The following is a 21,378-nucleotide window of genomic DNA, read 5'->3' as shown; positions in this document are numbered from 1 at the left end:
GTACGAGCGCTTATTTGCATAGTAGGGTGTTATTCGACGAGTTGTAAAGAGCCGAAAATTCCCGCATCTATCCAGCCACGATTTTTGTCTTCACCTTCAATCACTTCAGAACCAATGAAGTTCTCACGAATTTGGCTGTTATCATTATCGCAGTAAGCAACTGCAAATCCCATTTGTTTGCCACTAGATAGTTTAACCGGTGTGTTTTCCTGATCTCTCACAAAAGTATCATCATATACTTTGATGGCAACTTCCCACGTGTAGGTTGTACCTACGGCGCCATATTTTACCTCTACATGGTCGTTGAAATAATGCGGGTTTCGGTCGGTGCCGAGGTCGAACACATCATAATTAGTGTCTATATGGTAAGCAAAGGCATTATAGTTATACTGGTGATCACCACCTGATAAGTCCTCATCTACGAAAACTTCCAAAATATCATCGTTCCAATATTGATCGGTGCCTTCATACATTTCAACAAGGGCATCATCGGTAATTTCAGCCATCAGATACAAAAAATCATCATCCCAGCTAATTTTGAAGCGACCTGAGAAGTCATCCTCGGAATAGGGTTCGCCCAGCCAGCGCTGATCAATGTCATTCCATTCTGCTTCGTCCCAGGCTTTTTCATCTGCAACACCGTCAATAGTAATTGATGTGGTTTTGTAAGCTACATAATCCGTATCAGGTCGTTCGCGCTCAGGTCCATCTTCAATTTTATTGTTACTGGTTTGGCTGCTACACGCTCCACAAATGAGTGCGATAGACAGCATAGTAAGAGTAAGTCGGGTCATTTTAATCTTATTTAAGAAGTAACATCTTCTTTGTTTGAGTGATAACACCATCAACTTTTAGGGTATAGAAATAGACTCCGGATGGAAGGTTTAAGGCATCAAAAGTTGTCTCATGTGCTGAAGCACTCATTGATCGATTTACCAGGCTTGCCACTTGCTTGCCTAATGTATTTGAAACTTCAATTTCTACAAATCCCGGGCTCTTTAGTACAAATGGGATATTTGTGGTAGGATTGAAGGGATTTGGATAATTCTGGGACAATCTAAAATCCGTTGCAATTGATTCAGTTTCTTCAGCAGAAGTACTCATTCCCGGGAAGGTCACTTCATATAACTGGGTAGTTCTGTTTGCGTTGAGCCAGCTATCATTACCAAATTCAAGTACATAAATTTTATTTCCAATGATTTCTGCGTCAATAGGATTTAGAAAACCTTGAATCAAGTTTTTTACCTGTACTTCATAGTTGTCACCGCTTTCATTTTTAGTGAGTTCCAGATGAATCAGGTTTCCACCAATGTAATCCATGCGATCAATCAGGAAGGCTCCACCGGTAGTACTTGAAAATCCCATAATGAAAGCATCACCTTTATACTCGCCACCCATATTCCCATCAACGTCGAATACTAATCCCGAGGGTGAAAGGTGAGATACAAAAGTTGTGAGAACGGTATCCTGATCACTGGCATCCTTGATTTGTCCATCGGCAGCATCTCTATAATTATCTACGTCTGGTCCGGTATTTACTACTGCTGAAGCAAATGTAACTCCTTCAGGAGGAGCCGGGTAGTCTGGGTCGTTATAAAAGAAGCCACCGTTTGCAGCGGTTGAATTTGGATCAACAAAGGGATCATTTTCCCAATCATATCCATCAAATTGCATAGGGGTTTCATTGCCGCCTATAACCCATGGAAAACCATAATGCTCACCTTCCCTTAGCCAGTTCAGTTCTTCAGGATCATCCCGGTCCCCGGCATTTTCACCACCAAAAAGATTGCCTTCAGCATCAAAAGCTAGTGTGAAACTATTACGGGTTCCTTCAGCATGGATGTATCCATTTGAACGAAGGAATTCGATATCATTTTCTAAAACTAACCCCGAAGCATCTGCCGGGACCTTAAGTATCTTAGCGGTCAGAGGTGCTTCTCGTAAACCCGGATATCTTCCATCCACATCATGCACTTCACCGTGATCCGTTCTGGATCCACTGTTTATATATAAAGTTGACTGATCAGGGCTTATGACAATCGCATTGGCAATGTGATCAAAAGCGGTGTTACTAAGAGGGTAGGGTTCTGTCTCGGCTACTTTAGTCCAGGTCCAGCTACCATCTGTGTTTACGCCTTTCATAATAACAGCTGTATTGGTGAAGTCTCCATTATTCCGGCTATTGCCGACCAGGTATATTTCCCCTTCATCGGATATATCCATCCCTTGTACGTCACCAAGTCCGTGATCGCCACTTCCTTGCTGGTAGGTATTTGTACCGGCATCGATATCTATAAAGGAAAGCACTCCATTCTGGCGGATCATGTAGAGATTGCCGTCAGCTTTATTATATGAAATCCGGGTTGGGGAAGACGGTAATTCCAGTATGGGTCTAATGGAGACGTCCTCTGTTAATAATGCCGGACTTGAAGTAGATTGGAAATAAGCATGTGCACTCGGGTTTATTCCCAGAGTTAAAATGCTGAGACTAAGCGTGAGAAATATTTTCATCATCGTGATTTTTTTTAGAATGAATTAACCACGAAATAAAACAAAGGTAAAGTGAGAAGATTTTTCACGAAACCCTTTTCTCGTTAAAACCGGATACGCATTCCTTCCTGAATATCATTAGAAACACAATAGCCACCGTTGGTTTCTACCACAAATTTTGCAGGTTTTCCGGAAGGGAGCTGACCACTGTCAAAAGGGGTAGTACTTTGATGAATACGAACAATGGTACTATCGGCACTTACAAAAATGATATCGAGGGGGAGCGGAGTATTTGCCATGTAGAAACTTCTTGGGGACTCATCTGGAAATATAAACAGCATACCTGCATCCATAGGCATTTCATTTACGTCCATCAGTCCTTGATTTCGTTCATCCGGATCATTTGCTAAAGCAGCTCGTATGGTTGATATCTCTTCACCATCAGTAGAGATGAAGGTTACTTGTTCTGTGAATTCCAATTCTCGTCCTTGCTTTGGGGCATCGGCTTCATTTTTCTTCTCGCTTCCGCATGCTGAAATAAATAGGAGGAGAGCGAAGGCTAAATAAATAGATAAGTGACTTTGGAACTTCATGAAGGCTTTTTATTGGTTAATAATAATGACAAAGAGTGAATCCGATTAGCAGACAGCCGAGAAATTAACTCCAAAAAGTATGAATGCAAAAAATGAATGTAGCTTCAATCTGTTTGTTTCATTGAAATTTAGACGAAATAAAGCTACCTTTGGTGAGCAGTGAGCGTCGGAAGGCACTCGCTTTTTTTTGTTTCAGAATTTGATAGAAATGCAGATTGATATAATCAAAAATATTAAGGATTTAGCGGAACCTCTTGCCGAGGAGCACAATTTGTTTGTTGTGGATATTGAATTAAAAACCCACGGTGGACAAACAGAAGTCTGGGTACTTCTTGACAGTGAGGAAGGTGGAGTTAGTCTCGATAGCTGTGCTGAAATAAGCAAAGAATTGGGATTTTTAACAGAAGCTCATGACTTATTTGATAAAAAATATCGACTGAATGTTTCTTCACCCGGACTTAGCCGTCCGCTGAGTGACAGAAGGCAGTACGCTAAGAATGAAGGCCGTGTTGCTACTATTAAATTCAAAAATAACGACGGTGAGTATATAAAGATTGAAGGAGTCATCACCGGCATAGAAGACGATGTTGTAGCTATTACCGATAAAGAGGAAGTTGAAACTAAGATTCCTTTTGACAATATCGTTGAAACTAAAATGATCCCCGTAATTTAATTACATACACTAATGCAGAACGAATTATCAAAACAGATTATCTCCTCCTTTGCAGAGATTGCACATGAGAAAGGCATCGACCGAGATATGCTTCTTTCCATTTTGGAAGATGTATTCAGGACTATGATCCGAAAAAAATATGAGTCCGATGAGTCATTTGAGGTAATCTTAAATGCTGACCGTGGAGAAATCCAGCTTTTGCATGTACAGGAAGTTGTTCCTGCTGATGAGATTACGGATGAAGTTGCCGAGATTACTTTGGAGGACGCTCAAAAAGTAGATCCTGATATTGAGCTTTATGATGAGCTGGCTCAGGAAATTCAAATTACAGACTTTGGCCGACGTGCAGTTACGATGGCTCGTCAGCAACTGGCTCAGCGTATTCGCGAAATCGAGAAAGATAATATTTACGAAGATTACACCGACCGTGTTGGTGAGATTATACTTGGGGATGTATACCAGGTTCGTCAAAACAAAGACATTCTTGTTAATCACAACGGTGTTGAACTTTTGCTTCCTAAAAGTGAGCAGATTTATAAAGATCGTTACCGCAAAGGGGATACCATTCGCGCTGTTGTAACCGGCGTACATATGAGAAATGGTAATCCAACGGTTATTATTTCCAGAACTTCAGAGTTGTTTCTTGAGCGACTATTTGAAAATGAAATCCCGGAAGTATTTGACGGGATTATTGAATTAGTACGTATTGCACGTGCTCCGGGTGATCGCTCTAAAGTTGCTGTTTTATCTCACGATGAGCGTGTTGATCCCGTTGGAGCTTGTGTTGGTATGAAAGGAATTCGAATTCATGCCATCGTCCGCGAGCTTCAAAACGAAAATATTGATGTAATTAATTTTACTCCGGATAAATTTGAGTTTATCAAAAGAGCCCTTCAGCCTGCTGAGGTATTAAAAGTAGAGTTGAATGAAGAAACCAAGCATGCAAATGTATTGGTTCCGGCTGACGAAGTATCGAAAGCAATTGGTAAGGGTGGAGTTAATATCCGCCTTGCGTCCAAGCTAGCTGAAGTAGAAATTGATGTATATCGTGAGGTTGAAGCCGAAGACGATATCGATATCGACGAGTTTGAAGTTGATTTCGGTGCCGATGTTATTCAACAACTCCATGATATAGGCTGCGACACCGCACGAGCAGTCCTCGAATTAGATGCGGAAGAATTAGTAAGCAGAACGAACGAAGAAATAGATATCGAGCTTGCTGAGAAAATTATGAGTGTTATTGCCTACGAATTCGAAGACGAGGCTTAAGTCGGCAATTCCACTTAAAAATTCTTAGTTTAACAAGCTCACATTTAAAAATTATATATGTCGTCTAAAAGACCTAAACCATTATTTAAAGTTGCATCCGAATTTAACGTATCTACACAGAGTATTGTAGACACTTTAGCTGAGGATGGCTTTGACGCTGCCAATCGGCCAAACTTCAAAATTACACCCGAAATGTACGAGGTGTTAGATGGAGTATATGGCGAAGATAAGGCTAAAAGTGCCGATCATGAGAAAGCTCGTGAGGAGTACGAAAGCCGTCGAAGTCAAATGATGAACCAACGCAATGATAGCGTGACTCTGGATAATGTGCTGGAGCCTATCGAAGACGAGGGTGGTTTAGAACCGGAAGATGACGTTGCTGACCTGGAACCTCAGGATGAGGAAGAGTCTTCAAGTAAGAAAAAAGAAAGTGCTGAGGATTTAAGCCTTGAGCCTCTTGATGACGAAGAACTGGCTGAAAAGGAAGAAGCAAAAGCCAAAGAAGAAGAAAAGGCTAAGAAAGAAGCTGAAGCTAAGGCTAAAGAAGAAAAAGAAGCTGCACAGAAAAAAGCCAAAGAAGAGAAAGAGGCTAAGAAAAAGAAAGAAGAAGAGGAAGCAGCTGAAGAAGACAAGGTAGAAGAAGACGATGATGAGGATGAAGTTGATGATGACGAATCTGAAGACCTCGAAGATGAAGAAGAAGATGAGGAGGATGACGAGTCTGAAAACGATGATGAAGATGAAACTAAAGATGAAGACTCTGACGATGATGATGAAAAGGATGAAGACGGAAAGATTATCCGTGGGTCAGCTGGTAAGTTAAAGGGTACCAAGGTATTAGGAAAAGCATCTTTCACTACAGAGAAGAAGCCTCGTAAGAAAAGAAAACGTAGAAAAGACAGAAAAGATGACAGCAGTTCTTCATCTTCCAAGTCTAAAAAGTCTGATTCTGATACCAGCTCTAAAAAACGCAAGAAGCGTAAGAAGAAAAAAGAGATTGACGAGACCGATGTAGATAAAATGATGCGCGAAACCATGAAGAAGATGCAGTCTTCTAAAACGGTGGGTAGTAAGCGTCAAAAACGTCGTCGAGAAAGAAAGGAGGAGCGCGAGGAGGAAATGCAAAAGCAGGCGGAACTCGAGGAGCTCGAATCAGATGTTATCGAGACCACAGAGTTTATTACTGCAAACGAGCTTGCTGATCTACTGGATGTTGGCGTAAACGATATTATTTCAGTCTGTATGTCTATTGGGTTGATGATTACAATCAACCAACGACTTGATGCAGGTACTATTGAATTGGTAGCTGAAGAGTATGGTAAGGAAGTCGAGTTCATCGAGGCTGAAGAGATGGATGAGGAACTTACTATTCCTGAAGATGCTGAAGAAGATCTTCAAGACCGTGCTCCTATTATTACGGTAATGGGTCACGTTGATCATGGTAAAACCTCATTGCTTGATTACATTCGTGAAGAAAAAGTAGCAGCAGGTGAGGCCGGTGGTATTACCCAGCACGTTGGTGCATATCAGGTAGTACACAATGATAATAACATTACATTCCTGGATACTCCGGGTCACGAGGCCTTTACCGCTATGCGTTCTCGTGGTGCTCAGGCAACTGATATTGTGATTTTGGTTGTAGCAGCTGATGACTCAGTGATGCCGCAAACTATTGAGGCTATAAATCACGCCAAAGCAGCTGGTGTACCAATTGTAGTAGCTATCAACAAAATTGATAAAGAGGGAGTAAATCCTGACAAAATTAAGACACAGCTTTCTGAGCATGATGTTATTGTTGAGGAATACGGTGGAAATGTTCAGTATGCGGAAGTTTCTGCACACACAGGACAAGGCATCGAAGACCTCCTCGAAAAACTGTTAATCGAAGCTGAACTGCTTGAACTTAAAGCAAATCCGGATCGTCGTGCGGATGGCGTTGTGCTTGAAGCCCGATTGGACAAAGGAAAAGGTATTGTATCAAACATCCTTGTTCAGGGTGGTACTCTTAAAGTTGGTGATCCATTTGTTGCAGGCCCATGTTTTGGCCGTGTACGAGCTATGGAGAACGAACATGGAGAACGAATTAAAGAAGCGGGCCCATCAACACCTGTACAGCTTATGGGTTTTGATGACATGCCTCAAGCCGGTGACAAACTGATTGTAGCTGAAGATGAAAAAACAGCTAAAGAGATTGCAAGTGAACGTATGCAGATACGTCGTGAGCAAGCCATGCGCTCAACCAAGCACATGACACTTGATGATATTTCACGCCGACTTGCTCTTGGTGAAGTTTCAGAACTGAACGTTATTGTTAAAGCTGATGTGGATGGTTCCATTGAGGCACTTTCCGGATCACTCCAGAAACTAAGTACCGACGAAGTAGCTGTAAATATTATTCATACCGGAGCGGGTGCAATATCCGAATCGGATGTATTGCTTGCTTCTGCTTCTGATGCAATCATTATTGGTTTCCAGGTTCGACCTACACAACAAGCTCGTAAGCTTGCGGAAGATGAGGAAATTGATATCCGACTCTTCAGCGTTATTTATGATGCAGTTGATGAAGTTCGTGATGCCCTTGAAGGTCTGTTATCACCTGAAATTAAAGAGCAGATGATGGGTGTAGTTGATGTTCGCGAGATCTTCAAAGTATCTAAAGTTGGTACTATCGCAGGTTGTTATGTGACCGAAGGTAAGATTGAACGAAACAACCCGATCCGCTTGGTTCGTGATGGAGTTGTAATTTATGATGGTGAAATTGATGCCCTCAAGCGCTTCAAAGACGATGTGAAAGAAGTAGCTAGCGGTTACGAATGTGGTATTAGTATCCAGGGATACAACGATATCAAAGTTGGTGACCAGATTGAGAGTTACAAAATCACCGAGCAGAAAAGAACTCTGGAAGATTCAGCTTGATAATCACATCTTTAGCCGGCTCATAGAAAAGCTTGCTGCATAAGAGATTTAATTTATAGATATCCAATATTATGGGTTTCAGACCAGAACGGTTAGGCGCAGTCATTAAAAAAGACTTGGGCCAAATCCTTCAAAAATCATATCAACCAAGTGGCACATTTGTAACTGTTACAAATGTGAGACTTACCGATGACTTGTCGATAGCTAAGGTATACCTAAGCGTTTTTTCACCGGGTAGGGATGAAAAAGTGGTATATGAATTTATTGATGAGCATATAGCAGAAATCCGTTATGATCTGGCTTCCAAAATAAAGAATCAGGTTCGTAAAATACCTGAGCTTCATTTTTACCAAGACGATACTGCTGAGTACGTCAATAAAATGGAGCAGCTTCTCAGTAAAGTTGATATCCCAGACGAAGATCCTGATACACCTACTGAAGATTAATCATGGCCATTGCGCTTCCTTTGGATGAAATCCCTGTATTCGGTAAGAATAACTTGCCCGATAAGGACACAGATCTACAAGCAGGCGCTATTTTCCTTATTGACAAACCTTTGGAATGGTCTAGCTTTGATGTCGTTAAATTTCTTCGCAAAAGGATCCGTGTTAAAAAAGTTGGACACGCTGGAACACTTGATCCTCTAGCGACTGGTATGCTGATTTTATGTTGTGGGAAAGCCACCAAATCTATCTCAATGATTCAGGACTTACCCAAAGTTTATACCAGTGAAGTTACCTTCGGCAAAGCTACAACTACTTATGACGCTGAAGGCGAGGTTACAGAAGAAGCTGATTGGGGTCACATCACAGAAGAAAAAATAAAACAAGTACTTGACGATGAGTTCACCGGAACGGTAGAACAAATCCCTCCGATGTATTCAGCATTAAAATATGGGGGGAAGAAACTGTATGAACTTGCCCGAAAGGGAGAAGAAGTTGTACGCCTTCCACGACAGATCACTTTTCATAAGCATGAGATTCTTGAGTTTAATCCTCCCAAACTCACTCTCAGAGTAACTTGCAGCAAGGGAACGTATATCCGCTCACTAGCTCGGGATTTAGGAGAAGCACTAGGCTCAAAAGGCTATTTGAGTGGTTTGGAACGAACGGCAATAGGACATTTTTTAGTTGAAGACTCGCTAACTCCCCACGAAATGGGTGATCGATTGAAAGAGATATGGCAGAACTAATTGAATTAGAAAATATTAAGCATGAACCCAATACGGTAGTTACGGTTGGGACTTTTGACGGTGTGCATCAAGGTCATCGGGCTTTGATGGAGACGGTGGTGAACAAAGCCAAAGCTCGTGAGGCTCGCAGTGTTGTAGTTACTTTTGACCCTCATCCCAGAGAGATAATTAATCCCGGAAAAGAGGGAATTAAACTGCTTACTACATTAAAAGAACGAGCAGAGATTTTAGAAGACTTGGGCATCGATATTTTGCTTGTCATTCCCTTTGATAGAGATTTTTCTCTACTAAGTTCTGAGGAATTTGTCCGTGATGTCATTTATGATAAAGTAGGGGTTTCTGAGTTTGTGATTGGGTATGATCATCACTTTGGTAGAGATCGTGAGGGAACGATCGAAACGATTGAGAAGCTTGGTAAAGAACTGAATTTTGAGGCCTATGTAGTTTCAAAGCAAGAGATGGGAGAGGTGACGATAAGCAGTACAGTTATCCGTAATACACTTGCAGAAGAGGGTAATGTCAAACAAGCTGCTGAATATTTGAACCGGCGTTATTTGCTGAATGGCATTGTGATTCATGGAGACGAACGGGGAAGAACCATTGGGTACCCGACTGCTAATCTAAAGCCTGAACATGAGAATAAAGTCATTCCTAAGAATGGGGTTTATGCAGTGAAGGTCAGAGTTGGTGATAAATGGTTTGGCGGGATGATGAACATCGGTATTCGTCCTACGTTTGGAGAACTAATCCGAACGCTGGAAGTCAATATCTTTGAGTTTGACCGGGAAATCTATGGCAAAACCATCCAAGTCCGATTTGTAGACCGAATTCGGGATGAGGTTAAGTTTGATGGGGTGGAAGAACTAAAGGCACAGCTGGATTCCGATAAGCAAAAGAGTTTGGAATTGCTGAGCTAGAATATTCTAGGTAAGTATTTACTCCCATTTTCTGGCTTGTTGTTTTAATCGCAATTCACCGGAATTGATCATCTTTTGTAACCGCTTGTTGCGGCTTGGTGACTTACTTGTTAAATGCCAATCCCCACAATACTCACACCTATATACGTTTTGAGGACCTTGGTCAGGAGGGAAGTTTCTGTCTACATGACTCTCAATTAGCGCCGCTTCAGCTGCTAATTTAGTGGGATACTGATTTTTCCCTGTTGAACAACTCATATTTATTTTGGTGGAATTTTAAGTACTCGTTCTCGAAACATCACTTCTTATCTTTGGTAAATCCAATATTGATAAATTTTTCGATGCTTATTGATGATTATTCATATAACGAGGTTAAAATGAAGAAACCGAAGCTAACTTCAAAGGAATACAAACCATGATTCCAGATAAGAAATTTCTGAATGGGAAAGCTAAATTGAAAGTCGGAAATTTTTGGTTTATTGAATCAAATAAAGGCTAAGCTCGTAGCTCCTTTACTAAACCATTCCATTTTTTGTTTGAAGCATCATGGAGGTTCCAAACCTTAATTAATCCTATCACAATGAGATTACTTATCACCATTCTTTTTTTAAGCCTTTCAACAGCCGCCTTTTCTCAACAATATATAGTAGATGAACTCGCCTCCGACATGGAAAGGAATAAAGCGATGTCGCTTTCATATATAGAAGCTATGCCGGCCGATAAATTTGATTTCAAGCCCAGCGATGATGTGCGGACTTTTGCTCAACAGTATCTTCACGTTGCCCAGGGACTTATTGGGTTGTCGTCGAACGGAACAGGAGCAACTCCAATTTTTCAGGGTGAGAATCTTGAAGCCACGGAAGCCTATCACACCAAAGAGGAAGTGGTTCGTATTGTAACCGAAAGTTATGATTTTGCTATCAATAGCATAAAAGAAATGGATCCTGAAACCTTAACAGAAGTAGTTCAAAGAGGTCAATTTGAAGTTACCAGAAGAGGATGGGTTCATAAGGCATTGGAACACAACACGCACCACAAAGGACAAACCACCATTTATCTAAGAATGAATGGGATTTCACCGCCACAGTATCAATTATTTTAATAACCGTGCTTTGTGTATCTATTTCTGATAATAAGTGAACTAAGATATAAGGCAGGGTGTATTTCCGGGTGTATATGGAAAACGCCCTCCTTTCTTTTTTCTCCCAAGATGACGGCGTTTCCATAGGAGTTGCTTAAGCTCCATTTTGTATATAGGAAATTATCGAATTTCCAGGTGTATTGGATACCTGATAATTCAATTTTGGCTCCGGACCGAAAAAAATTATAACGGATTTGACCGATCTCTATCTTTTGCTGAAGATCAATGATATTCATCCGGGGTTTCAAAAACCCTTCGCCTTCAAAAACAAAGTTGTCATCGAATAAGGAAGCTTTGATGGATCGGTTTGTACTTCTATCATTGATGACTCCGACCATTTGTCCATTTTCAAATATACTGTAGTTTAAACTAAAGGCGTCTTTAGTCCAGTGCAGTAGCCGAGTTTCACTCTTTGTTTTTTTACTTGGGTTTTCTAACATCCTTTAAGTTTATCTGATTCGAGGGGTAAAATAACCCATTGTAAATCAAAAGACCTTATTAAGTAGTAGGAGAGGGTTGAGAAAGTAAAACAAATCGTGGATCAGATATTGTCCATTAAGCTAAAAACCATTATCTTTAGAAACTATAAATCGATTTATATAAGTACTAATTAAACCATTGCAATGAGCATAACCGCAGAAGAAAAGAAAGAAATCTTTAAGAAGTTTGGAAAAAGTGAAACCGATACGGGTTCCACGGAAGGACAAATCGCCCTTCTAACCAAAAGAATCAATGACCTCACTGAGCATTTAAAAGATAACAAATTGGATCACGCATCTCGCCGTGGACTTTTGAAAATGGTTGGTAAAAGAAGAAGGTTGCTGAACTACCTCATGAAAAACGATATCGAGAAGTACAGAGAACTTATCAAAGAACTCGGTATCCGTAAGTAAGTTTTATTCGTATAAAAGGCTCCGTTGTGGAGCCTTTTTCAATTTATCCTACCTCTAATTTCTTATCTGTTGTTGGTGGGATTACGCAAATCAATAAAGACAAAGAAGACAAATGAAAGAAGAAATAAGAAGTGTAGAATTTGCACCAGGAAAGGTGCTTACCGTAGAAACAGGCCGGATTGCCAAGCAAGCCGATGGCGCTGTAGTAGTTCGAATGGGAGATACCCAGGTACTTTGTACCGCTGTAAGTGCTAAGCAAGCTAAACCGGGACAGAACTTTTTCCCCTTAGTTGTTGACCACAGAGAAAGTTTTTCAGCCGGTGGACGTTTCCCCGGTGGATTCATGAAACGTGAAGGTCGTCCTTCTGAAAAAGAAGTACTTTCAAGCCGGTTAATTGACCGTAGTTTACGTCCATTGTTTCCAAAAGGATATTTATGTGAAACCCAAATCATCTCAAGCGTGCTTTCTTCAGATGGAGAAAACGACGGTGATGTTTTAGGTGGATTTGGTGCTTCTGCTGCTCTGCATATCTCAGATGTACCTTTCGACGGCCCGATGGCTGAAGTTAGAGTTGGCCGTATTGATGGCGAATATGTTATCAACCCAACACTTACAGAACTTGAAGAAAGCGACATCGACATGATTGTTGGTGGTACTGCTGATTCTGTACTGATGATGGAAGGCGAGATGGATGAAATCTCAGAAGACGAAATGCTTGGAGCAATCAAAGCAGCTCATGCTTCTATTATTACTCTATGTGAATTTCAGGAAGAACTTCGTGAAGAGTACGGAAATGAGAAAAGAGAATTTGTTGCTGAAACAAATCCTGAAGAAATTGAAAATAAAGTTCGCGAATTAGCTACTGATAAGATTAAGGAAGTAGTAAATATCGGACTCAATAAAGAAGATTACTCTGCAAAACTTCAGGAAGCCAAAGACAGCGTTATTGCTGAACTGGAAGAAGAGTTTGCAGACGATATGGATACCGTTAAAGACATCCTTGGTAATGTTGAGAAAGAAGAACTTCGCAACATGGTTCTTGAGAAAAAACGTCGTATTGACGGTCGTTCTCCTGAAGACATCCGCGATATCTGGACACAGGTTAACTACCTTGCACGTACTCACGGATCTGCACTCTTCACACGTGGAGAAACTCAGGCATTGGTATCAGTAACATTGGGTACTAAAAAAGATGCTCAATCTGTAGATACGCTGTTTGACGAAGAAGAGAAGAAATTTTATCTACACTACAACTTCCCTCCATATTCTGTAGGTGAAGCTGGATTCCTAAGAGGTCCTGGACGACGTGAAATCGGTCATGGTCACCTTGCAGAGCGTGCGCTTAGAATGATGATGCCATCATTTGACGACTTCGGATATGTAATCCGTGTTATTTCTGACATTACAGAATCGAACGGTTCATCATCTATGGCTTCCGTTTGCGGTGGTTCAATGGCGCTTATGAGTGCTGGTGTGCCTCTCAAGAAGCCGGTTGCAGGTATTGCAATGGGAATGATTGTTGGAGATGGCAACTCAGTTGTTCTTTCTGATATCCGTGGCGAAGAAGATTTCATGGGAGACATGGACTTTAAAACAGCGGGTACTTCTGACGGTATCACCGCTTGCCAGATGGATATGAAAGTAAAAGGTATTTCTTTCGACGTAATGGAAGAAGCTCTTAAGCAGGCTCATACAGGCCGAATGCATATTCTTGGAAAAATGGCTGAAACCATTTCTACTCCAAGTGAAACTCTTTCTGAATTTGCCCCGCAGTTTATCAATATGACCATTGACGGTGATATGATTGGCGCAGTTATTGGGCCAGGTGGTAAAGTAATTCAGACTCTTCAAAAAGAAACAGATACTGAAATCTGGATCGAAGAAGATGACGAAGGTAAAGGCAAAATCACTATTTCTGCTGATAGCCTCGACAAAGCAAAAGATGCTGAAGACAGAATTAAAGCCATTACAGGTCAGCTTGAAGAAGGCGCGACTTATAAAGGTACTGTCAAAACCATCAAAGACTTTGGTGCTTTCGTAGAGATTGCTCCGGGACGAGATGGACTCCTTCATATTTCTGAAATTGATCACAAGCATGTTAAAGACGTAACAAACTACATGAGTGTGGGCGATGAGATTGAAGTTAAGCTCCTCAAAATTGAGCCGGGCAATAAGCTTCGATTATCCAGAAAAGCATTGTTGGAAAACGACGAAGAAGAGTAAGTCTTTGCCAACAAACCTCATTATATTTGCTCCGCACGTTAATCGATATGTGCGGAGCTTTTTTATTTAAATAAGAAAATTAAAGGGCCACGAAAACTCGAAAACAGAAAACCTTATTTATTGTTTTTTGTGATTTAGTGGCGATAAAATTATGCAGAATTTGAAAGAAATTGATTTTGTGACCAAGAGTACGCTGCCAAACGGACTTCGAATTGTAACGGAGAAAATTGAATCCGTTAAGAGTGTTTCTGTTGGTATTTGGGTGAAAACCGGTGGCCGACATGAAACGCCAAAGCAGGCTGGAATTACCCATTTCCTGGAACACATGCTTTTCAAAGGAACCGATAAGCGTTCTTCTTTTGACATTGCCTTAAGCATGGAAGCAGTTGGTGGCTACCTCAACGCCTTTACGTCTTCAGAATACACCTGCTATTATTCACGATGCTTGAATACTCAGCTCGACCGTGCACTGGATGTTCTTTCAGATATGGTCCTGAACCCTTCATTTCCAGAAGAGGAAATAGAGAAAGAGAAGAAAGTAGTTATTGAAGAGATGAAAATGTATCGCGACTCCCCGGATGATTACCTGTTTGAGGAATTCAATTCCAAGATTTTTGAAGGGCATGAGCTAGGACGTCCGGTTCTTGGGTTTGAAGAGACCGTTTCTAATTTTTCCCGCCAGGATCTTTATGACTACATGAGAGACCGCTATTATCCTGGCAACTTGCTGGTTTCTGTAGCCGGAAACGTAGACCATGATCGTGTAGTGAAATTGGTTACCGAGTATTTTGAAAAGCTGGAAGCCAAAGATCATAATAAAGAAAAACAACCACTTCCGGACTTCAAGAATGAAGACATTTCTCTAACCAAAGCCATTGAGCAAACCCACTACATCTATGGCCGAAGGGGACTGAATTTTGATCATGAAGACAAGTATCTGCTTTTGATGGCTAACACCATTTTAGGAGGTGGGATGAGCTCTCGCCTTCACCAGAACGTCCGTGAGAAATATGGTTACTGCTATTCTATCCAAACCTTTAATCAATCCTATACGGATACCGGTTTATGGGGAATTTATGTAGGAACTGATAAAGAATATGTAGATCACGTTCGCGAACTCATCAAAAAAGAGCTGAAGCAAATGCAGGACGAACCGGTTCCGGAAAAAGAACTGGCCGAAGCTAAGTCGCAACTCAAAGGAAAACTGTTGTTATCTCAGGAAAGCACCAGTAACCGTATGACTCGATTAGCTAAGAGCGAACTATATTTTGGCCGATTTGTTACCTTGGATGAACTGGTTGAAAACATCGATTCGGTAACTGCCGAAGAAATTCAACGATTCGTGAAAGACTTCTTTACTGAAGAAGATTTCATGGAGGCGATCTTATTACCGGAATAATTATTTTCCTATAAAGTCATCCTGAGCTTACCTGCGAAGGATCTTTGTTTATACTACTTGGTAAATTGAAATAACAAAGATTCTTCGGAAGTTGCCTCCAAATGACAAAAGAGACATTTAACATTTAGCATTTAATAATTCAAAATTTCCAATGACCTACATCAAAAAACTCGCAGATCACGTAGATAAAGAAGTAACCCTGAAAGGCTGGGTATATAATTTCCGAAGCAGTGGAAGTTTAGTTTTTATCGAGATGAGAGACGGAACCGGAATCACTCAATGTGTGGTTGCAAAAGATGATGTCTCGGAATATGTATGGGAAGCTGCTACTTCATTAAAGCAAGAGAGTTCTCTGGAAATTACCGGGACCGTTAAAGCAGATGATCGCAGTATTGGCGGTCATGAAATTCATGTATCTAATGTAGTAGTTCACCAGGTTGCGGAAGACTATCCGATCACACCAAAAGAACACGGCGTGGAATTTTTGATGAACAACCGCCACCTTTGGTTACGCAGCCAGAAGCAGTGGGCGGCAATGCGGGTTCGGAATGAGATTATTTTTGCAATACACACCTTTTTTCAAGGGCGTGATTTTGTACAAATGGATTCTCCCATCTTTACCGGAAATGCAGCAGAAGGGAGTACCACACTTTTCGAAACCGATTACTTTGAAGAGAAAGCATACCTCGCACAAACTGGTCAATTGTATGGAGAAGCCATGGCGATGGCTCATGGATTGATTTATACTTTTGGCCCAACGTTTAGAGCCGAAAAATCCAAAACCCGTCGTCACTTGACTGAATTCTGGATGATAGAGCCTGAAATGGCTTATTATGATCTGGACATGAATATGGATCTCGCCGAAGATATGATCAAGGCTATTGTTTCTACCGTACTGGAGAAGAGAAAAGATGAGCTCGAGATTTTAGAGCGGGATATTTCATCTCTGGAGAAAACAGCTAATCAGCCATTTGAACGAATGACTTATGATGAAGCTGTTAAGATGTTGAAAAGTGATGAGACCGCTAATATGTTGGACGAGATGGCTGAGTCTCGCAGACAAGAACAAGTAGATCTCGAGAAAGAGTGGGAAGAGATTAAGAAAGAACACGGTTCAGCTAAGAAATGGCGTAAGGCACAAATTGATCAGCGTATAAAAGAAATTTCTGCTCGGATTGATCAGATTGAAGAAGATCTTCGAAATATTCCAAGCTGGAAAGAATCAGCTAAAAACTTTGAATGGGGTAATGACCTCGGTGGCAGTGACGAAACCGTACTGATGATGCAGTATGATGTACCATTGATTGTGACACACTGGCCTGCTGAAATCAAAGCGTTCTATATGAAACGTGATGAAACCGAAAAGTACGCTCTGGGAATGGATGTTCTTGCGCCTGAAGGATATGGTGAAATCATTGGTGGAAGTCAGCGTGAGGACGATCTGGAATTGATGGAAGAACGTATCAAAGAAGAGGGACTGGATAAGGAAGTATTTGAGTGGTATTTGGATTTACGCCGCTTTGGCAGCGTTCCTCACTCTGGATATGGTCTTGGGCTTGAGCGTACCGTAGCATGGCTTTGTGGCTTATCTCATGTACGTGAGACCGTGCCTTTCCCAAGAATGATGGGAAGATTGAAGCCATGACGACTGGCATTCTGAATTAACAACACCCTGGAAATCGGAACGTGTAGTTGTTGCTTTTTGAGAAACGGGAGCTAAATTCGGCAGTATGAAGACTTGTACTAAGAACTGAGCTCTCGTTATTGCTTTAGAAAAATTAAGGCTGTGAAACTACAGGGTAACTCGATCTGCAGTTCATGAAGCGTCAGCCTAACTATTCAGAGGAGCTAATTCGGTTCTAATTTTCCAGGTAAGAATATACTTTGGTAAGATTAGTAGCCATCTCAGGATTCTTCTTAAGGTCGGTTTCCAACTGTTCGGGAATGATTTCTACAGCAATAGTTTGGACATCTCCCTCATAAAACTGAATTAGCAAGATATCACCAATGACTACGGCAAATTCTTTTTGTTCTTTCAGTATCCTTATCAATTTATCTGCTGCTTGCTGAAGCTGGCTGTCGTTGTCAGAATCGCCTTTATGTAAAAGAGCAGTTTCGAGAGCTCCTTTTCCTTTCTCAAACAGTTGCTTTATTTCTTCTTCTGAATCTGTGCTTTTTCGTACATAGGTAAATTTTTGAAAGAACGGACTAAAGCTCGGTTCGTCAAAAATCTCCAAATTGAACCCTAATACTTCAATGAAAGCTCCACCGGTTTTCTTAAGCTCAGCAGCCAATTCATTACTAACTTGAGATTCAGTAACCGTTATTAAGACATCTTTTGTGTATCGCGATTCTGGTGTTTTTTCAGGTTCTGCCTTTTTCGGATCGTTATTGGAATCAGATATGACTTCTGAAGCTTGTTCCAATGCTTCCTTCATTTGTGGTTTCTGAGGCTTTTTTGAAAGTTTAGCATTGAGTACATCTACATCGTGGCCAACACTGAGGATACCAACCAAAGCAGCATTCTCTTCAACAGAAATATCTTTTGAGTACAAAAAGCCATCAACGAAGGCGGTACTTTGTATGGCGATTTTATTGAGAATTCTGAGCTCCCCGGTAAATCTTCCAGCCATAAGAGCCTCACTGGCTATGGCCTTTCCAGTAATACGGCCCGTTTCGGTGAGGATTAGCTTTCCTTTAGTCTCGATGTCTCCATCTACCATTCCGGCAATCCGTATATCCGAATCGGTTTTAATATCGGCAGTAACCCGAGTACCCTGAGCAATGCTTGTCACCGTTTTCGCTGCGTTAATTGATTCATCCACAAGTTTAGGATTTGTATTGTGCCTCTTATGAGAGCTAAAAATATCCATTGTTAGGCAATATCTATACTATTAATTCTAATTATCACAGAAAAGTTGGTACTCTGAATATAGAATTAATAATTAGCTTTCTTTTGATGCTTTTTTCTGAGGCTCACTTTTATGAGTAGGGTTTATTTGAACGTCAGGACCAACCTTAAATGCTCCCTTTACCCGAGCGCCATTTTCAATGGTGAGTTTTTTAGTGAAGATTTGTCCATCAACTTTTGCAGTAGAACGTAGGATTAACTTCTCATCAGCCCGAACGTCTCCGGTAACTTTTCCTGAAATGTCAGCATTGGGTGAATGAATAGAACCATTTATTGTGCCTGTCTCGGAGAGCATTACCTTTTTCTTAGATTCAATCTCTCCACTTATGGAGCCAGCAATCCGAACATCATCTTCACAGTAAAGATTGGCTGTAATCTGTGTCGATTCTGTTATATAGGTTATTGAAGGAGCGTGCTTGTTGCTTGTTTGATGGTTAGCATTAGATGATCTTATCATGGGAGATTTTTTTCTTTTAAGCATAGTGTAAAGTCGAACTATATCTTTAAGAAATTGTTCCCCCGATTTAAGGTTGTTTTTCTCGAAGCCACCAGGCAAATAAAGAGAATACGATTTCAACGGCTGTAACAATAGGTTGGCTTGGATCTTCAAATCCATATAAAAATATTCCCAGTAAACGAGCTAACCCCGCAGAAAGGAAAATGAAGGTATAGGCTGTTAAGGCAATTTTAAATCGTTCTTTGTTTAATCCCGCCCAGATAAAGAAGAGGGCCATTCCAAACTCTAGTCCGCCATAAAATGCGGTGACTTCAACCAATGCATTTGGGCTGTGATGAGTAAAACCAACAATCTCGCCGAGAGTTGTGGGGCTGAATAAAAAAGTAAGTGCATATACCAGCAAAACGACGCCACTGAAAATGAGAAAATATTTGGGTGCTTTTTCCATGTCTATCTTTGAAAAGGGTTTTTCCAGAAAGTAGTTTTAATTCTTTAAAGATTCCCATTTCATTCGTCCGTTCATTCCTTATCTTTGCCACCGATGGCACGAAAACCAAATAGCAATCAGATTTATCAGCAGGTAGTAGGGGAGCTGAATTCCGGCAACCTCAAACCGATTTACTATCTCTTTGGGGAGGAAGATTTTTATCTGGATCAGCTGCTGGATCGGTTTTCGACTATTATTCCACCTGATCAAAAAGATTTTAATTTTGATCTGCTGTATGGACAAGAGGTGACACCTGCTCAATCCTTGTCTATTGCACGAAGCTTCCCAATGATGGCGGAAAGGCGGGTCTTGATTATTCGAAACTTCCTTCAGCTTAATAAAGGTGGAAGTGAAGACGGTTCTCCAGCCGGACATATCAACGATTTTATTTCCTATACCGAAAATCCCAATCCATCAACCTTGCTGGTTTGCTTTGATACCAAAAAGCCAGCTGGGAACACGAACATTGGAAAAGCGCTCAAGAAATCTAAGAATGTAGGATTTTATGAATTTGAACGCATGGCTGATTATCTGATCCCGGATTGGGTGATTGATTGGGTTCGAAGCCATCATTCCAAAGAAATTGAGCCGGCAGCAGCCCAGTTGCTATCTCAGTTTGTGGGCAACAACTTGCAGTTACTGTCCACTGAAATAGATAAAGTGTGCACTTTTGTGGACACTTCTAATACCGTTTCAGAAGCCGATGTAAAAAAAATAATCGGCTCATATCGCGAATTTACGGCCATAGAGCTCAAAGAGGCCATTGTTAAGCGAAATATGAAACAAGCGCTATATATCTCGGAACAGATGTTGCAACACACTAAATCAGACACGGGAGAATTAATTCGTCTCGTGGGGTTCTTTAACAGTGTGTTTGTAAATGTCTGGCAGATTTTGAGGCTCTCCGAAAAGGGGTTTGCTAAAAATCAGATCCAGAGCGAGTTAGGGATCGGCAGCAGCTGGTACTTTAACAAACTCTGGGAAGATGCCTCAAACTTTCGCTACAGCGAAATGCCCCGGATATTTGAAGCCTTGCTGGATGCAGATCGCTCCATTAAAGGGTTCAGCACACTAGACTCCACTTCGATTTTATTCTTCCTGGTCAAGCGAATCATCGGGTAGTATCGATTCGCGCTTAGAAAGAATCGAAACTAAATTTGTGGAGTTTAATTATGAAAGCGTTTCAAGCGACATCAGTCAAGAACTATGATGACGAAGATTTAATGGAGTATTTCCAGAATGGTATCGAGTTGGCTTTTAATGAATTAGTATATCGCTATCAGGATCGCCTCCATAACTTTCTATATCGCTACACGCACAACCACCAGGATTGCGAAGATCTGGTACAAGAAACTTTTCTAAGAGTACATAAGAGCAAGCATTCCTACGAGCGCATCGCCAAATTTTCAACATGGATGTACACCATTGCGCTGAACCTTGCCAAGAGTTTATACAAAAAGAAGCAACGCATGTATAAAGTGTCGATTCATAAAGATGAGTCTGACCCCGATGATAGAGAGCTTCTCCTGGAGGATGCTAATATCCTTCAGGATGATGCTCTTCATGAGAAATTATGCATGGAGCAGTTAGAAAAAGCATTAATGGAGTTACCAGAAGATTTCCGTGAAGTTATTATTCTTCGCGATCTGCAACAGCTTTCTTACGACGAAATTTCTGACATCACCGACATCCCAATGGGAACTGTGAAGTCCAGAATTAACCGCGGACGTGCCCAAATTCAGGCATTGATAAAAGATTATGTGCAGCTGGGAACAAATGCTGCATGAATGAATTAAAGGGGAGTGAAGGATAACTT

The 21,378-nt window shown here is 41.1% G+C and carries 21 protein-coding genes; 13 read left to right on the top strand and 8 right to left on the bottom strand.

What is annotated here, in order from left to right; translation table 11 throughout:
- Positions 1 to 29 precede the first annotated feature (29 nt).
- The 3 genes from CL667_02405 to CL667_02395 form a co-directional block, all read right to left on the bottom strand.
- Complete coding sequence (locus tag CL667_02405; GenBank protein MAL16537.1) at positions 30 to 845, bottom strand: sugar-binding protein; 816 nt, start codon at positions 843 to 845, stop codon at positions 30 to 32.
- Entirely contained in the window at positions 802 to 2,514 is a 1,713-nt protein-coding gene (locus tag CL667_02400; GenBank protein MAL16536.1) for a hypothetical protein, read from the bottom strand. The genes CL667_02405 and CL667_02400 overlap by 44 nt, the downstream gene beginning before the upstream one ends.
- A gap of 80 nt (positions 2,515 to 2,594) precedes the next feature.
- A complete protein-coding gene (locus tag CL667_02395) occupies positions 2,595 to 3,083 on the bottom strand; it encodes a hypothetical protein (GenBank protein ID MAL16535.1) in 489 nt (162 codons plus the stop codon).
- A 202-nt stretch (positions 3,084 to 3,285) separates the two neighbouring features.
- Here CL667_02395 and CL667_02390 point away from each other — a divergent pair, with 202 nt between their 5' ends.
- The 6 genes from CL667_02390 (at position 3,286) to CL667_02365 (ending at position 10,050) form a co-directional block, all read left to right on the top strand.
- The gene (locus CL667_02390) at positions 3,286 to 3,756 is read left to right on the top strand and encodes a ribosome maturation factor (protein MAL16534.1); all 471 of its coding nucleotides are present in this window, start codon (positions 3,286 to 3,288) and stop codon (positions 3,754 to 3,756) included.
- A gap of 12 nt (positions 3,757 to 3,768) precedes the next feature.
- The gene (locus CL667_02385) at positions 3,769 to 5,025 is read left to right on the top strand and encodes a transcription termination/antitermination protein NusA (GenBank protein ID MAL16533.1); all 1,257 of its coding nucleotides are present in this window, start codon (positions 3,769 to 3,771) and stop codon (positions 5,023 to 5,025) included.
- A 57-nt stretch (positions 5,026 to 5,082) separates the two neighbouring features.
- On the top strand, positions 5,083 to 7,941 hold the full coding sequence (locus CL667_02380; protein ID MAL16532.1) for a translation initiation factor IF-2: 2,859 nt from the start codon (positions 5,083 to 5,085) through the stop codon (positions 7,939 to 7,941).
- A 71-nt stretch (positions 7,942 to 8,012) separates the two neighbouring features.
- Positions 8,013 to 8,387, top strand: coding sequence for a ribosome-binding factor A (gene rbfA, locus CL667_02375; GenBank protein MAL16531.1), 375 nt, complete (start codon positions 8,013 to 8,015; stop codon positions 8,385 to 8,387).
- 2 nt (positions 8,388 to 8,389) lie between these two features.
- Positions 8,390 to 9,133, top strand: a complete 744-nt coding sequence (truB, locus tag CL667_02370) for a tRNA pseudouridine(55) synthase TruB (protein MAL16530.1) — start codon at positions 8,390 to 8,392, stop codon at positions 9,131 to 9,133.
- Positions 9,121 to 10,050 (top strand): bifunctional riboflavin kinase/FMN adenylyltransferase, encoded by a 930-nt coding sequence (locus CL667_02365; GenBank protein ID MAL16529.1) that lies wholly within the window; start codon positions 9,121 to 9,123, stop codon positions 10,048 to 10,050. Before truB ends, CL667_02365 begins: the two co-directional genes overlap by 13 nt.
- Positions 10,051 to 10,068: 18 nt before the next feature.
- Here CL667_02365 and CL667_02360 read toward each other — a convergent pair whose 3' ends face one another.
- On the bottom strand, positions 10,069 to 10,308 hold the full coding sequence (locus CL667_02360) for a hypothetical protein (protein ID MAL16528.1): 240 nt from the start codon (positions 10,306 to 10,308) through the stop codon (positions 10,069 to 10,071).
- A 274-nt stretch (positions 10,309 to 10,582) separates the two neighbouring features.
- Between CL667_02360 and CL667_02355 the strand changes: the two genes are divergently transcribed.
- Positions 10,583 to 11,152, top strand: a complete 570-nt coding sequence (locus tag CL667_02355) for a damage-inducible protein DinB (GenBank protein MAL16527.1) — start codon at positions 10,583 to 10,585, stop codon at positions 11,150 to 11,152.
- Here CL667_02355 and CL667_02350 read toward each other — a convergent pair.
- Positions 11,149 to 11,631, bottom strand: a complete 483-nt coding sequence (locus CL667_02350; GenBank protein ID MAL16526.1) for a hypothetical protein — start codon at positions 11,629 to 11,631, stop codon at positions 11,149 to 11,151. The two genes, CL667_02355 and CL667_02350, sit on opposite strands and share 4 nt — an antisense overlap.
- A gap of 183 nt (positions 11,632 to 11,814) precedes the next feature.
- On the opposite strand from CL667_02350, the gene CL667_02345 reads away from it, so the two are divergent.
- The 4 genes from CL667_02345 (at position 11,815) to CL667_02330 (ending at position 17,352) form a co-directional block, all read left to right on the top strand.
- Positions 11,815 to 12,084: a 30S ribosomal protein S15 gene (locus tag CL667_02345; GenBank protein MAL16525.1), complete on the top strand. Its 270-nt coding sequence runs from the start codon at positions 11,815 to 11,817 to the stop codon at positions 12,082 to 12,084.
- 112 nt (positions 12,085 to 12,196) lie between these two features.
- The gene (pnp, locus tag CL667_02340) at positions 12,197 to 14,308 is read left to right on the top strand and encodes a polyribonucleotide nucleotidyltransferase (GenBank protein MAL16524.1); all 2,112 of its coding nucleotides are present in this window, start codon (positions 12,197 to 12,199) and stop codon (positions 14,306 to 14,308) included.
- Positions 14,309 to 14,459: 151 nt separating this feature from the next.
- Complete coding sequence (locus CL667_02335) at positions 14,460 to 15,707, top strand: peptidase M16 (GenBank protein MAL16523.1); 1,248 nt, start codon at positions 14,460 to 14,462, stop codon at positions 15,705 to 15,707.
- A gap of 151 nt (positions 15,708 to 15,858) precedes the next feature.
- The gene (locus tag CL667_02330; protein MAL16522.1) at positions 15,859 to 17,352 is read left to right on the top strand and encodes an asparagine--tRNA ligase; all 1,494 of its coding nucleotides are present in this window, start codon (positions 15,859 to 15,861) and stop codon (positions 17,350 to 17,352) included.
- 214 nt (positions 17,353 to 17,566) lie between these two features.
- Here the strand turns inward: CL667_02330 and CL667_02325 are convergent, their stop codons facing one another.
- The 3 genes from CL667_02325 to CL667_02315 all read right to left on the bottom strand — a co-directional run bounded on the left by CL667_02325 (position 17,567) and on the right by CL667_02315 (position 19,523).
- The gene (locus CL667_02325) at positions 17,567 to 18,580 is read right to left on the bottom strand and encodes a hypothetical protein (protein MAL16521.1); all 1,014 of its coding nucleotides are present in this window, start codon (positions 18,578 to 18,580) and stop codon (positions 17,567 to 17,569) included.
- A gap of 72 nt (positions 18,581 to 18,652) precedes the next feature.
- On the bottom strand, positions 18,653 to 19,234 hold the full coding sequence (locus CL667_02320) for a hypothetical protein (protein ID MAL16520.1): 582 nt from the start codon (positions 19,232 to 19,234) through the stop codon (positions 18,653 to 18,655).
- Positions 19,143 to 19,523 (bottom strand): hypothetical protein, encoded by a 381-nt coding sequence (locus CL667_02315; GenBank protein ID MAL16519.1) that lies wholly within the window; start codon positions 19,521 to 19,523, stop codon positions 19,143 to 19,145. The genes CL667_02320 and CL667_02315 overlap by 92 nt, the downstream gene beginning before the upstream one ends.
- A 93-nt stretch (positions 19,524 to 19,616) precedes the next feature.
- Here CL667_02315 and holA point away from each other — a divergent pair, with 93 nt between their 5' ends.
- The gene (gene holA, locus CL667_02310) at positions 19,617 to 20,684 is read left to right on the top strand and encodes a DNA polymerase III subunit delta (GenBank protein ID MAL16518.1); all 1,068 of its coding nucleotides are present in this window, start codon (positions 19,617 to 19,619) and stop codon (positions 20,682 to 20,684) included.
- A gap of 50 nt (positions 20,685 to 20,734) precedes the next feature.
- The gene (locus CL667_02305; protein MAL16517.1) at positions 20,735 to 21,349 is read left to right on the top strand and encodes an RNA polymerase subunit sigma-24; all 615 of its coding nucleotides are present in this window, start codon (positions 20,735 to 20,737) and stop codon (positions 21,347 to 21,349) included.
- Positions 21,350 to 21,378 lie beyond the last annotated feature (29 nt).

Source organism: Balneola sp., assembly GCA_002694685.1.
In the GTDB taxonomy this organism is placed as follows: domain Bacteria; phylum Bacteroidota; class Rhodothermia; order Balneolales; family Balneolaceae; genus Gracilimonas.
The sequence above is the reverse complement of the archived record's forward strand: the minus strand, read 5'-3'. Positions and strand labels throughout refer to the sequence as shown.

What these genes read in the sequence shown, in the direction of transcription:
- CL667_02345 (MAL16525.1), top strand. Translation starts at nt 11,815, where the DNA reads ATGAGCATAACCGCAGAAGAAAAGAAAGAAATCTTTAAGAAGTTTGGA.
- CL667_02305 (MAL16517.1), top strand. Translation starts at nt 20,735, where the DNA reads ATGAAAGCGTTTCAAGCGACATCAGTCAAGAACTATGATGACGAAGAT.
- CL667_02335 (MAL16523.1), top strand. Translation starts at nt 14,460, where the DNA reads ATGCAGAATTTGAAAGAAATTGATTTTGTGACCAAGAGTACGCTGCCA.
- CL667_02365 (MAL16529.1), top strand. Translation starts at nt 9,121, where the DNA reads ATGGCAGAACTAATTGAATTAGAAAATATTAAGCATGAACCCAATACG.
- CL667_02385 (MAL16533.1), top strand. Translation starts at nt 3,769, where the DNA reads ATGCAGAACGAATTATCAAAACAGATTATCTCCTCCTTTGCAGAGATT.
- CL667_02400 (MAL16536.1), bottom strand. Translation starts at nt 2,514, where the DNA reads ATGATGAAAATATTTCTCACGCTTAGTCTCAGCATTTTAACTCTGGGA.
- CL667_02325 (MAL16521.1), bottom strand. Translation starts at nt 18,580, where the DNA reads ATGGATATTTTTAGCTCTCATAAGAGGCACAATACAAATCCTAAACTT.
- CL667_02350 (MAL16526.1), bottom strand. Translation starts at nt 11,631, where the DNA reads ATGTTAGAAAACCCAAGTAAAAAAACAAAGAGTGAAACTCGGCTACTG.
- CL667_02320 (MAL16520.1), bottom strand. Translation starts at nt 19,234, where the DNA reads ATGGATTTGAAGATCCAAGCCAACCTATTGTTACAGCCGTTGAAATCG.
- CL667_02315 (MAL16519.1), bottom strand. Translation starts at nt 19,523, where the DNA reads ATGGAAAAAGCACCCAAATATTTTCTCATTTTCAGTGGCGTCGTTTTG.
- CL667_02405 (MAL16537.1), bottom strand. Translation starts at nt 845, where the DNA reads ATGGTGTTATCACTCAAACAAAGAAGATGTTACTTCTTAAATAAGATT.
- holA (MAL16518.1), top strand. Translation starts at nt 19,617, where the DNA reads ATGGCACGAAAACCAAATAGCAATCAGATTTATCAGCAGGTAGTAGGG.
- truB (MAL16530.1), top strand. Translation starts at nt 8,390, where the DNA reads ATGGCCATTGCGCTTCCTTTGGATGAAATCCCTGTATTCGGTAAGAAT.
- pnp (MAL16524.1), top strand. Translation starts at nt 12,197, where the DNA reads ATGAAAGAAGAAATAAGAAGTGTAGAATTTGCACCAGGAAAGGTGCTT.
- rbfA (MAL16531.1), top strand. Translation starts at nt 8,013, where the DNA reads ATGGGTTTCAGACCAGAACGGTTAGGCGCAGTCATTAAAAAAGACTTG.
- CL667_02360 (MAL16528.1), bottom strand. Translation starts at nt 10,308, where the DNA reads ATGAGTTGTTCAACAGGGAAAAATCAGTATCCCACTAAATTAGCAGCT.
- CL667_02330 (MAL16522.1), top strand. Translation starts at nt 15,859, where the DNA reads ATGACCTACATCAAAAAACTCGCAGATCACGTAGATAAAGAAGTAACC.
- CL667_02380 (MAL16532.1), top strand. Translation starts at nt 5,083, where the DNA reads ATGTCGTCTAAAAGACCTAAACCATTATTTAAAGTTGCATCCGAATTT.
- CL667_02395 (MAL16535.1), bottom strand. Translation starts at nt 3,083, where the DNA reads ATGAAGTTCCAAAGTCACTTATCTATTTATTTAGCCTTCGCTCTCCTC.